Source organism: Shewanella carassii (assembly GCF_002777975.1).
Classification (GTDB): domain Bacteria; phylum Pseudomonadota; class Gammaproteobacteria; order Enterobacterales; family Shewanellaceae; genus Shewanella; species Shewanella carassii.
Genome location: NZ_NGVS01000005.1, coordinates 71,786 through 84,226 on the forward strand (window position 1 = coordinate 71,786; position 12,441 = coordinate 84,226).

The following is a 12,441-nucleotide window of genomic DNA, read 5'->3' on the forward strand; positions in this document are numbered from 1 at the left end:
GTGCTTACGACAGTTCGGCTTACAACAGATGTGTTTAGCGACCGACTCCCCCCTGGGAAACTTCCAGGGCCTGGGCCACATCGCTGATGATGTCGTCTATGTGCTCAATTCCCACAGAGATCCGGATTAGATCTTCACTCACCCCGGCGCGAGCCAACTCCTCGGCGTTGAGCTGCCTGTGGGTCGTGGTGGCAGGATGACAGGCCAGTGACTTGGCATCGCCTATATTCACCAGACGCAAGATCATCTGCAGCGCATCGATAAAGCGCCCACCGGCCTCTTTGCCCCCCTTGATACCAAAGCTGATGATACCGGACGCCTTGCCTGAGGTGATTTTGTCGCAATTGGCCTTATAAGGGCTGTCTGCCAGGGCGCCATAATTGACCCAGTTCACCAATGGGTGGGACTGCAGGTAACTTGCCAGCGCTTCGGCATTACTGCAGTGGCGCTCCATCCTCAGACTCAAGGTCTCCAACCCCTGCAACAGTAAAAAGGCGCTGTGTGGTGATAGAGCCGCGCCGGTATTACGCAGCGGCACCACCCGGCAACGGCCGATATAAGCCGCCGCGCCGAAGGCATCGGTATACACCACCCCATGGTAGGAAGGGTCCGGCTGATTGAGCACAGCAAATCTGTGTTTATTGGCAACCCAGTCAAACTTGCCCGAATCGATGATCACCCCGCCCACTGTGGTCCCGTGGCCACCGACGTACTTGGTCAGCGAGTGGACAACAATATCGGCGCCATGTTCGAAGGGGCGGCACAGTACAGGGGTAGCCACTGTGTTATCCACCACCAAGGGCACGCCATGTTTGTGGGCAATTTCTGCCAGACGCGCAATATCGACAATATTACCGGCGGGGTTACCTATGGATTCACAAAATACCGCCTTAGTGCGCTCATCAATAAGCGACTCCAGGGTATCGAAGTCATCGAACGACGCCATGCGCACCTCTACTCCCTGGCGCGGCAGAGTGTGAGCGAACAGGTTATAGGTGCCGCCGTAGAGCTGGCTGCTGCTGACTATGTTGTCGCCCACTTCCGTCAGCGCCTGCAGCGCATAGGTGATGGCCGCCATTCCCGAGGCCAGCGCCAGCGCGCCAATGCCACCTTCGATGGCTGCCATTCTGGCTTCGAGCACGGCGTTGGTGGGGTTCATGATGCGACTGTAAATATTGCCGGGCACCTTGAGGTCAAACAGATCGGCGCCGTGTTGAGTATCGTCGAAAGTATAGGACGTCGTCTGATAGATGGGCACCGCCGCCGACTTGGTGGTGGCTTCCGATTCATAACCATGGTGCAACGCCAGGGATTCCAGTTTCATCTCGCGCTCCTTGATGACAGATAATGCTGACTGAATGAGTGAACAATCAAATTAACAGATAGACGTCCAGATGTCCAAAAAAAAGAAACCACCCCTGAGGGTGGTTCTTGCCAGGCGCGATTAGCTGTCTGTTATGGCTTGGCCTTGAAGCTCGCCAGCCAACCCACTATTGCGCCGCCAAGGCCGATGGCAAACACTGAATAGGCTATGATGCAATAGTGCGCCATATTCATGCCAAACAGTGACCAGTCATCTTCACCACAACCGCCGGTAGGAGCGAACTCAAATGGCAGCCACTTATCCAGCGGCAAGCCCAGAGGGAAGTGCGGCTCGGTGGAGCAGGCAGAGCCTGCCGCCGAACCTGCCTCGGCAAAGAAGTCCATCGACTCATCCACTACCAGGTGCGCGGCATCGTGGATATTCATCAGTTGAATCGACCAGGCCATTCCCTGGATCACGCCGTAGAGTGCCAGGGCAACCCCCAAGGCCTTGAGCACATGGTTCTTCGGATTGATCAATATGATGGCACCGGCCAGTACTATGCAGCATTGGCTGAAGCGTATGTAGACGCACAGCTCACAGGGGTCCATCTCCAGAAACACTTGAAAATAGCCCATAGCGGAAGCGAGCAAAAATACCGCCGCGCCCAGCATTATGCTCCAGAGTACTCGCCCCTGTTGCCAGCGAGCCAGAGTGGGAACGGGAGCCTGGGTAAACTTCCGAAACAACATACTCAATTTATTCATCCGTGACTCCTTACTTGGCGGCCAGTTCGGCCACCAATTCATCGAGCATCTGCATGCTGCGAATAGACTTGGTGTTGATCAAGTACTTGCCATTGACCACCAGTGCCGGGATCCCCTGGATCTTGGCGACTTCCACGCCTCTGTCCCATTTGCTCAGCAGTTGTTGCACCTCAGGGCTATTCTTGGCCGCTTCAAAACCGGCGCGATCCAGGCCTGCGGCCTTGAGGCCAAAGTCGATGACTTCATCGGCAGAGGCAAAGCGGGCCTTGTCGTCATGATACTTCTTGTACAGTGCCATCTTGACTGTCTTGAAAGCCTGCTCGGATTGGGTTTGGGCATAAGCCAGCACCAAGGCTTTCTCCATGCCGAATGGCGGCTTGGTGGTGATGTGATAATCATCGAAGGTCACTCCCTTGGGCAGGTTTTTCACCATTCCGGGGATCACTGACTTGTCGTACTTGTAGCAGAAGGGGCAGTTAACCGAATACACCTTCACCACTTGATTGGGGGCATCGAAGCTGGCGGCCCCCAACAGTTGATAGTGTTCGCCTTCATTGTATTTGGCGGCAGAAACAGAGCAGGACAACAACAGGGCACTCAGTGCCAACAGACTTTTCTTCATCATGATACGGACTCCAAACAGGCGGCAGCCCAGCTGCCGCCACAAAAATAATTAACGATTGAACATGCTTTCGGGGTGAACCACAGTAGAGCGATAGCCAGGCTCGTGTTTCATCAGGGTCTTCACCTTGATTTCGACCTTGACCTCATTGGTCTTGGGATCCACTTCAGTGATCCAATGCTCGGGAGCCTTATCCCCTTCCAGCAGTCCGGCAGAAGCCGAGGCCATAAACATGGTCTTGTGATCCGCTTGCCACTCTGTAATGGAAGTGATTGGGCTATACCACTCGTACCCCCGCTCCTTGCCGTATTCCCAGGTCTGCTGCACTGTCATCTTGCCCATGTCAACCTTGTACTCGACGCCGCGGGAATACTTCATGGTTGGCAGCGCGGGTTGTTCCAAACCGCGACCATCGCCGTTGTCAAACACTGTGACTGTACCTCTGTCCGGTACCGGCCAGGCGGTGTGCTGAGTCCAGGTCCAGTCAAAGTTGCCTTCGCAGCCCTTGGCGTCACACTTGAGCGCCCGGCCTTTGGCATCCACGGGTTTCAGTACCTTGGCGGCCAGTTCTCCTTTCCAGCCTTCGGGAGTGCCTAGGATCCACTTGACCTTGTTATCACGGCCAACCTTGATCACCGCAGACTGGTGGCGTGAGCTGACAATGATGCTGTCATCGGCAGGGTCATAACCTATGGAGTTGATATGCAGCCAGTTGCGACCGGTTCCGACCCCGGCAACATCGCCGTAAGGTTCGCTGGCCAGCTCTTCGGCTGTCTTGGTTTCACCGGCCTTGGAGACATCCACGTTCAGACAAACAGCACCCATATCCAATGACTTGAGCACAGTGTCACGCATAGGGTCGAGTATCTTGTTGAAATCCCAAACCTTAACGACATCACCGTTCTGATCCACTTCAATCACATGGTCGCGCACTGTGTCGACCTTGAGTCCATCCGGCGTGACATAATCACGCTTACCCACCCTCAGCAGCAGGTGACCATTGGGCATTTCGGTGATCTCATGAGAGAAACCATTGAAGCCCCGCGGGAGTTCGCGCTTGAAGATAGGCTTGCCGATAAAGTCATACTTGGCGTAGTAAGGCACCTGGAACCCTTGATGCAATTCAAACATCAGCCCCTGACCAAAGATCAGCTTGCCATCACGGGTCTGCTTGAAGGACATGGAGCCGCCCGGACGGTCATAGATAACATCGCTGTTCAGATGCCAACGCACATCGCCGTTGGTATCTATGATGTTCTGGGTCGGGATCCAGTCCCAGTGGTCACGGATATTGGGTGGGATCACCTGACCATCAACCAGATAGAATCTGTCTTCAAAACCTTTGGCGACTTTGACCGGCTCATATTCATATTGAGTACGGTCATTGCCATCGATATGCAGGTGAGGCAATGCACTGGTGCGGATCTTGTATTCCTCGGTCACTGACTTACCGGCCAGTTTGTAGCTGACCTCAACCCGGTTCAAATAATCGGGATAGAGGCCAAATACCGGAATACCGCTGTGGGTGTTGAGTTGAGTCAGTCCCACAGGGTACTGAATATCAATCCCTTTCTTTCCTTTGCCTTTGACCGTGACCTTGACGTCACTGATGGACTTGCCACCGAGATCGATCACCGCCACCAAGGGGCTGAACTTGTAAGGATCCACATAGACATAACCCAATTGCCCCTGAGGCACGGCGCTGGAACTGGTACCCGGCAGATCGCCGCCGGCAATCACCTGGGCTGAGAAACCAGTCAATGTCAGACTGGATGCCGCCAACATTAAATAACACAGTCTCTTCATTTTCATCTTGTCACCTTCCAATTAGAGTTGATATTGCAGAGAATAAAAAATAGCGTCGTGATAACCTTGTTTTCCCAAGTTATTTTCAGCGTATCGATAACTCAGAATAAAACTTAAATTCTTAGTAAAAGACCAATTAACAGATACAGCTCCATTAAAACCAAAATCCTTTCCATCACCGGACAAAAGCAAATAATCATCTTCACGATCAAAGAAGTGTTCTTGCCACCAGGTTAATTTAAATTCTTGTTGAAATAGATTTAGTTGATGACTTGCCAGTAAATAAACATAACCACCGTTGAAACCACCTTCAAAATTGGCATCAAAACTTTTATAAGTGGCATCGACAAAATGCCCGGCCAGTGCAACTTGCAAATAGGTGTCGCCATAACTCTTGTCCCAGCTCAGGCCCAACATGGTGTTGGTTTCGCCCCAACTGGGTTTACTCTTATCAAACACTTGGCCATAGAGGTTCCAGTCTGTCTCCCCTAAGTTAATCTGACCAATCACATTAATCTCTGTGCCGTAGTAAGCCCCATCATCCGGGTCTTCCCACTTTACATGGCCATAAATATCACCATATGCGTTGCCAGCGGCACCTTTCAGAGTGATAAAGGGATTATTGTCTTTGGCCTCGCCAAAATAATCCGATGCTTTGGATTGCCAATCCATCATCCCAGCTTCGACCGCCAACATAGCCGCCTGACAGTTGCCACCAAGACAGGCAGAGATAATTAATGGGCATAACAATTTCGTATTCATATTCAATCCTTACTTCCCGACCTGAGTTAATTATTTACAGAATCGGAGATGAATAGGTGAACTGAATCACAGGAAAATATGGTCTTTATTCTTTTGTTAAAACCTTTAATGAAGATCATTAAAAAATAAAATTTTATTTTTTAATGAGCAAGATCACAAAGCATTAAACAGGGGGCAACAAGGCTATCGCAACTATTTATAATGAGCTAAATCTTGCTTGAGTATTTGACTATGGATAAACCCGAGCATAACCGTATACGAGAAGCTATTTTGGATTTGGCAGAGTCTGTTATTGCCAAAGACGGAATATTGTCACTGAAAGTATCAGACATCACCAAGGGACTGGGCATTTCCACGACCCTGTTCTACAGCATCTTTAAGACCAAGGAAGATATTCTGGTAGCACTCACCGGCCGCGCCTTTGATCAGGTGCTGGGGCTGCGTTGGTGGCTCAATCTGGAGGGCTACTCAGGGCTGGAGAAGTTTATCGCCTATATTCTCAATGAGATCCAATTTACCGAAACCTACTGCCTGCGCAGTTCCATCTCCACCATCTCCTGCAACAAACTGATCTTCAACAAGGCCAGTGCCACCTATCTGCGTCACCTGAATCGACTGGCCATGGATTACTGGGAAACCCCGATCCAGCTGTTGACTCAGGCAAGAGAGCAGCAGGAGATCTTGGCCAGTGATGTACAGATCCAGCAGTTTTGCCATCTGTTATGCACCTATCTGAGAGGCCGTGAGTTAGTGGGAAACACCTACGCCGGTAAAGAATACAGCCAAGATGTCAGGTTTGATAACGCCCGCCTGCTCACTCAACTGCTCAAGGAGTTGTGTCCAGATAAAAGGCTCAATCCTCAAACCCTTGCCAGGGCGCAGCAGTTACGCCGCGAATTACCCCAACACAGGGCTCAGCGCCAACAACAGCTGAACACTTGAGAGAATCAAAGGCCCTGAGTAATTGCACAGCAACCGGGATTTAAGCCGCACAGTGCACAAAATCAGCACAGAAGTAAAAACATCTAGACGTCTAAATTGACAGGCGACTGGCTATCCCCTATTCTTTCGCCTAATTTGTCAGGAGATGATGCCGTTAAGACAATGCAATTCAGCGAGTTTGGCTGCTGCGGAGGGAATGCCCGGCCGAACGTGATTTACAGAGAGTAGATTTTGACCCAGAACAACACTTCTCCAGCCGTTAAAGCTCCGGCCTCATTTGTGGCCCTGCTGCCACTGTTTCTGTTTCTGGCGCTGTTTATCGGTGCTGGGGTCTATTTCCAAAGCCAAGGAGTAGACTTCGCCTTTTATCAGTTGCCGAGCCCGATAGCGATATTGCCAGCGATTGTACTGGCCATTTTGCTGTCCAAGCAAAGGCTCAACCAGACCATGAACACCTTTATGGCGGGGATAGGCCACAACAACATTATCGCCATGTGCCTCATCTACCTGCTGGCCGGAGCCTTTGCCGCCGTGGCCAGTGCCACCGGTGGGGTCGATGCCACTGTAGCCCTGGGACTGCAACTAATCCCGGCCAATCTGTTACTGCCCGGCTTCTTCATTATCGCCGCCTTTATCGCCACCGCCATGGGCACCTCCATGGGCACCATTGCCGCCGTGGCTCCGATTGCACTCGGGGTTGCCGATCAGGCCGGAATCGAGCTGCCACTGATGGCTGGCTCTGTGATGTCTGGCGCCCTGTTTGGTGACAACCTATCTATTATCTCTGATACCACAATTGCCGCGACCCGCACTCAGGGCTGCGAAATGAGAGACAAGTTCCGTGAAAACCTGATCTTTGCCATTCCGGCAGCGATTGTGACCCTGCTGCTATTCGGTTTTCTCTCTTCCGGTCAGGCCGAACTGCCACCGCAGGAAGTCGACTTTGTTAAGGTATTGCCCTATTTGAGTATTCTGGTGCTGGCCGTCGCCGGGTTGAACGTGTTCGTGGTACTGGCCATCGGCATTTTGCTAGCCGGGATAACAGGGTTTGTCACTCAGGATTACTCGCTGCTGACCTTCGGCCAAGACATTTATAAAGGCTTTGGCAATATGCAGGAGATCTTTATCCTCTCCATGCTGGTTGGTGGCCTGGCGGCCCTGATGCAACAGCAAGGTGGTCTGAGCTTTGTCAGCCAGCAGATAGAGAAGCTAATAGCCCGCTTTTCCCGCGCCAAGGGTGAAGCCTCCTGCCGCGCCGCAGAGCTAGGCATGGCCGGGATTGTCGCCCTGACCAACTCCTGTGTGGCCAATAATACCGTCTCGATTGTGGTCAGCGGTGATATCGCCAAAGATCTGGCAGCCAAACATGGGGTTACTCCCAAACGCGCCGCCAGTGTTCTGGATATTTTCGCCTGTATTATTCAGGGACTTATTCCCTACGGTGCCCAGGCCTTGCTGATAGCTTCCCACTTCAAGATCTCCCCTCTGGAAGCGGTTGCCAATACCTGGTACTGCATGATCCTGGCCCTGGTCGCCGTGGTGATTGTGATACTGCGCCCCCGCAGTTAAACTAGCGAGCGCAACAACCAAACAAACCGGTCTCTGCGACCGGTTTTTTGTCGCCGCTATTTGGCGACTATGATTGAATCCTAGTACTCATACGAGCCATTTCATGCCCCTGTACGAGCAATACGATAAACAAGATCCGCAGCGCCTGGCATTTATGATGTCTCTGGTAGGCGTCAGCATAGCGGCGCTGGGTATGATTTCCTCCTTCTGGGCCGCCTATGACAGCATGGGCAGCGCTATTTTTAACATGCGAATCGACAGATTGGGGGACTATTTAAGCTCGCCGTTGGCCTATGTTTACAACATCTCAATGATGACCGGAGGTGTCTGCTTCATACTGGCCATGGGGGGGCTCTGGTGGCAAAAACACAGTGCGGTGGCAGGCTTGCTATCACGCTCAGGCATAGCCGTTGGCCTAGGAATAGTGGCGCTGGGCGTGTTTCCCTACAATGAGCTCTTTGCCCACCAGCTGGCGGCCATTTTCTTTATCATCAGTACATTATTGATGTTCACTCTCTGCTGCTATTGCTTTGTCTCCCACAGAGCGCTCTGTAACCTGCCGCTGTGCCTGTTTAGCCTGCTGGGAATAGTGTCCGCCATCGGCCTGTTATCTCAGCTGCAATGGCCATCGATGAATTATGCCTCTTGTCCGGTGCAAACCCTGTGCCCTTCGGTATGGTTTATGTGGCTACACTCCATCGCCACTGTGTTTGCCGGCCTCAGCCTGTCGGCTACGGTTTATCGGCTGTGGCACTGGTCGCAGCCGATCAACGACTGACACGACGCTGGCAATAAAGGCCTGAAATGACCCAAGCAAACTCATCTCAACAAGCCACAATGCGCCTCGCTCACTATCTGGCGCAAACCGGCCTCTGTTCAAGACGCGAAGCTGCTAGGCGTATCGAAGCCGGGGAGATTTTTCTGGGTGACAAACTCGCCAAACACACAGACAGAGTCACCCTGGTAGCCGGGCAGCGCCATTGTCTCGAAAAGCTGTTTTATCGAGGTGAACCCATATCCCTCCCTGAGCCGTACACCTATCTGTTATTCAATAAACCCGTTGGCGTAGATTGCCGCCTGCTCAAGAATGACCCCAGCAGCCTGTTGCATTTATTGCCTCAGGATAAGCGGCTGTATCCGGCCGGAAGACTGGATAAAGACTCCCGTGGCCTGTTACTGCTCAGTAACGATGGTGAGCTGACCCATAAATTGATGCACCCGGATTTCTGCCACAGCAAGTGTTACCGGGTTACTGTGGAGCGGGCATTTACTGACGAGTTTATCCATACCTTGAGAAGCCCGATGGATTACGGTCATGGCCAGGTGTGCTCATCACAGGTCACGCCAGTTTCAGCAAACAGTTTTGAAATTATTCTGACTCAGGGTAAGAAGCGGCAAATTCGCCGCATGTGTCGGCTTTTAGGTTACAGAGTCATAGATCTTTGCCGCACCGGGATAATGACTCTAACGCTCGACCACCTTGCCGAAGGGGAATTTAGGCAGCTGAATCAAGATGAAATCACCACTCTCAGGCAGCTGTGCCAAAACTGAATCCGCGCCTTACCACACTTTGGCTCACTCAGTAGACGGCTGCCTGAAAGCAGCCGTTTATCAGGGTTGACTGCCCACACTGTCCTTGGGCTCCCTGGGGGCTTTGCTCGGCTCAGAGGGAGTGTCTGTATTGCCAGTGTGTTGCAACTCAGACAAAAGATGCGCCGCATGAGTCACAGAGGCTATGTTGGCCTTATGCTCCTCATCCGCAGCACTGGCGCCGGGTTCGCTTGCACGTTCTTCCCTATTACGCCTAACATCGCTGTTGATCTTGACCTCCGGATCATAAGGCAGGTCTTCAATCCCAGGTAAAGAATCAGGAATATCGCTGGGGCTGACATCCACTATCTGTGAGCGATTCATGGTGATCTTGTATCTGGCATACCTTGGGGCCTGCTTGCCCTCTTTGAGTACGGCCACCAGGTTTATCTGATAGCGGCGCTCCACCGATTCATTACTGATCCTGCCATCAGTTTCAGTGTAAATTTTGGCCTTGCCGCGCTCCAGATAGCGGGCAAAAGGCACCAGACTAAACACCACCTGTTCCTGTAATGTATGGTAGCCGGAGAGAAAATCGGTATCAGCCACCTTGGTCTGAATACCATAGTGAAGAATTTCGGCATCGACCTTATTTTGACTGTGGCGCCGCCGGAGGATCTCTTTGACATCATCAGGAAGATCTTGATTTCGCATAAATTCTAGCCAAACCAACTGTTTGGCTATAAATTTTTGGTTGGTCGTATCTCGCAGTATTCGACTCCAGCGTGGTCGTCCCCGCTGGATATAACGCCAAAGGGCATTACGAACATCGTCTTTAAAAATTTCCCGCGCACCATAAATCAGCGCCAGCACCAGCACCAATACCAGGGTTACGCCGCTGAATATCCCCTGCGCCTTGATAATCAAGGCCGATACCACCAACATCACCAGCGCAGTGGCAACCCCAGTAGTCATTCTCTTCAGCCCAGTACCCAAGGGTTTCAGTTCCTCTTTGAGTACCACCCCTTGCTGAATCAGCCGTCTAAGCAACAACATCTTGTTGGCGATTCGATTAGGATCCTGCAGAGTCTGCACCGAGTTGTAGTGCCGTTCGGCGCGATAGTTATTTTCTACCCGACACAAGGTGATCACCTTATCGGAAACACAGTTGAAATCACTGCTTCTTGGACCATGAGCCAATAACTTCAGCAGTTGCTGCTCACAAAACCAGGACAGGTAGTTATCGGCATTCTCGAAGTAGTGCTTCCATTTGGGATCGGCCGGTTCGTTACGGCGAAACTTCTTCAACAAAATCGCCGTCTGTTCGGTCAACTCCTCCAGCAAAGGGTAGAAACTGTCCGGCTCGGCTTGCCTGGAGATCTCTTTAGCATCGTTTTCCATCGCTACCACAAACTGGTAGGCGAACAGATTCAGATAGAGACGAAACTCTTCGACTGTACGTTTCTTCTGACTCACAAAACGGGATTGCACCAAGGGCAGATGCAAGCCGTCAGAATAATAGGAACGTCTACCGAAAATGGCACTGAAATAGTATTCCTCTTCATTCAGACTCTGCGGCCCTATGCCCATCTCCTTGGGCAGGGAAAAGTAGAGATCCAGCTTGCGCTGCTCCCCAACCCCCATCAGGTGGCTGAACTTAATGGATAGATTTTCTTCCTGCTTAATTCGTAGCTTGGACACAATAATGGCAACGCTATCAATGAACGGATGAAAGAACCTGACTATAGCCCAAGCACACTGTGAATGGGATAGCTGGCGGTGGCATTTCGAAAAGGAGAAAGGAGCGGGTCGGCACAGATCCAACCATTAATGGATCAGGCGACAACCGCAAACCGTATTGCTTGGTTGAAACAACACTATGGCATAATCTTTGGCGTCATCGGCATCGAGAATTTCCAGCGCCAGATGATGCAGGCCTTCATTGCTGAGGTTAAAGCTGGAAATATAGGAGAGGTATTGCATGTGGGCGGGCCTGGCGCCCTTGCCGGAAATTTCCTGTTTATCCGTGACCAAAATTTGATAACGCCCCGCTTCTTCTGAGGCCAGTTGTCCCTGCATTAAAATGCTACCGGCCGGAGTGCCGTCCATGTTGAAGTAACGATAGTTGACCAGGGCGCGCTTACCCTTGGTCTGCAAGTCCAGCAAAAGATAATGTTGGGCATCGTCCCCTAGTTGCAATTGGCGATCATAGAGTTCTGAACTGCAGTTGAGAGCAAGCGCCGGATCGGCTTGACTGAAACGGTATATCACCAGCAAACAGCCGAGCAGAAAGATCAGGATTGACAGATTTATCATCCAAAGCCAACGTCTAGCCACAGAGATCAACCTCCTTGAGCCAAGGTACACTGACAAATGCCTTAGTCTGCCGACCATCACTTATCTTCAAGTTACGCACCACCGATTGCCCCAGGTATTCCCCTCTCAGCGTCAGGTTCAGCACCTGTTTATCGTGAGACAGGGATACATATAACTTGCGCCAAGGGCTGCTCTGACACTGGGCTAACGCAGAGGTCAATATCTTACTCTGTTCGCTTAACAGTTGATTATTGGTGCGGGAGTTGGAATAGAAGAACAGTTCCATTCTTTGACCCGAAGGCAAAATCAATTCCTGCTTGTTCAGCGGAACCGTTGGCGTCACCCGCGGTAAGCGATACAAATAAAACACGCTCACGCCCAGCATCAGTATCAACACCAACCCCACCAGTAGTTGCTTGGGACCGGCATTCAAGCGCGATTCCATCACTCCGGTATGAGGCTTACGAACCACAGAGGAACGCAACAAATACCCCTGCCCTTTGACCGTTTCGATCAATGATTCATATTCGGGTCCCAGAAAGGCTCGCAACATACAGACGGCCCGTGCTACGGAAGAATCACTTAAAGGAGGATGAGTATCATCACCGGCACGCAACTCCATTCGGGACACCAAACGCCCCTGATTGGCAAGCAGGAGTTTCAGCACCTGCAGCTCCGCCCGAGGAAGATGCCAACTATCTCCCCTACCTTTATGTTGTAACTCACCACTGGTTTCATCAAACCAGCAGTCGCCTATCTGCATTATATTCCTCCTGTTTTAGTGGTTATCAGTCTATGCAAAAAATCTAATCACTACTGTGATC

Annotated in this window: 12 protein-coding genes; 4 read left to right on the top strand and 8 right to left on the bottom strand. The window is 51.5% G+C overall.

Features of this window, described 5'->3' with window-relative positions; genetic code table 11:
• Positions 1-34 precede the first annotated feature (34 nt).
• From CBE72_RS02565 to CBE72_RS02585, 5 genes are all read right to left on the bottom strand, one after another.
• Positions 35-1,324, bottom strand: a complete 1,290-nt coding sequence (locus CBE72_RS02565) for an O-acetylhomoserine aminocarboxypropyltransferase/cysteine synthase family protein (RefSeq protein ID WP_100142174.1) — start codon at positions 1,322-1,324, stop codon at positions 35-37.
• Between the two features lie 131 nt (positions 1,325-1,455).
• A complete protein-coding gene (locus CBE72_RS02570) occupies positions 1,456-2,070 on the bottom strand; it encodes a disulfide bond formation protein B (RefSeq protein WP_100142175.1) in 615 nt (204 codons plus the stop codon).
• 10 nt (positions 2,071-2,080) lie between these two features.
• Positions 2,081-2,695, bottom strand: coding sequence for a thiol:disulfide interchange protein DsbA/DsbL (locus tag CBE72_RS02575; protein WP_229672013.1), 615 nt, complete (start codon positions 2,693-2,695; stop codon positions 2,081-2,083).
• Positions 2,696-2,743: 48 nt separating this feature from the next.
• Positions 2,744-4,504: an aryl-sulfate sulfotransferase gene (locus tag CBE72_RS02580; protein ID WP_100142176.1), complete on the bottom strand. Its 1,761-nt coding sequence runs from the start codon at positions 4,502-4,504 to the stop codon at positions 2,744-2,746.
• 15 nt (positions 4,505-4,519) lie between these two features.
• Positions 4,520-5,260 (bottom strand): nucleoside-specific channel-forming Tsx family protein, encoded by a 741-nt coding sequence (locus tag CBE72_RS02585; protein ID WP_100142177.1) that lies wholly within the window; start codon positions 5,258-5,260, stop codon positions 4,520-4,522.
• 213 nt (positions 5,261-5,473) lie between these two features.
• Between CBE72_RS02585 and CBE72_RS02590 the strand changes: the two genes are divergently transcribed.
• The 4 genes from CBE72_RS02590 to CBE72_RS02605 all read left to right on the top strand — a co-directional run bounded on the left by CBE72_RS02590 (position 5,474) and on the right by CBE72_RS02605 (position 9,322).
• On the top strand, positions 5,474-6,202 hold the full coding sequence (locus tag CBE72_RS02590; protein WP_157929025.1) for a TetR/AcrR family transcriptional regulator: 729 nt from the start codon (positions 5,474-5,476) through the stop codon (positions 6,200-6,202).
• A 231-nt stretch (positions 6,203-6,433) separates the two neighbouring features.
• The gene (locus CBE72_RS02595; RefSeq protein WP_100142179.1) at positions 6,434-7,771 is read left to right on the top strand and encodes a Na+/H+ antiporter NhaC family protein; all 1,338 of its coding nucleotides are present in this window, start codon (positions 6,434-6,436) and stop codon (positions 7,769-7,771) included.
• Positions 7,772-7,874: 103 nt separating this feature from the next.
• Positions 7,875-8,549, top strand: a complete 675-nt coding sequence (locus CBE72_RS02600) for a hypothetical protein (RefSeq protein ID WP_100142180.1) — start codon at positions 7,875-7,877, stop codon at positions 8,547-8,549.
• Positions 8,550-8,608: 59 nt separating this feature from the next.
• A complete protein-coding gene (locus CBE72_RS02605; RefSeq protein WP_100142181.1) occupies positions 8,609-9,322 on the top strand; it encodes an RNA pseudouridine synthase in 714 nt (237 codons plus the stop codon).
• Positions 9,323-9,382: 60 nt separating this feature from the next.
• Here CBE72_RS02605 and CBE72_RS02610 read toward each other — a convergent pair whose 3' ends face one another.
• From CBE72_RS02610 to CBE72_RS02620, 3 genes are all read right to left on the bottom strand, one after another.
• Positions 9,383-11,002, bottom strand: a complete 1,620-nt coding sequence (locus tag CBE72_RS02610) for a hypothetical protein (RefSeq protein ID WP_229672012.1) — start codon at positions 11,000-11,002, stop codon at positions 9,383-9,385.
• 126 nt (positions 11,003-11,128) lie between these two features.
• On the bottom strand, positions 11,129-11,638 hold the full coding sequence (locus tag CBE72_RS02615; protein WP_100142182.1) for a hypothetical protein: 510 nt from the start codon (positions 11,636-11,638) through the stop codon (positions 11,129-11,131).
• Positions 11,631-12,380 carry a winged helix-turn-helix domain-containing protein gene (locus tag CBE72_RS02620; protein ID WP_100142183.1) on the bottom strand — a complete coding sequence of 250 codons (750 nt, stop codon included), beginning with the start codon at positions 12,378-12,380 and terminating at the stop codon, positions 11,631-11,633. Before CBE72_RS02620 ends, CBE72_RS02615 begins: the two co-directional genes overlap by 8 nt.
• Positions 12,381-12,441: the final 61 nt, after the last annotated feature.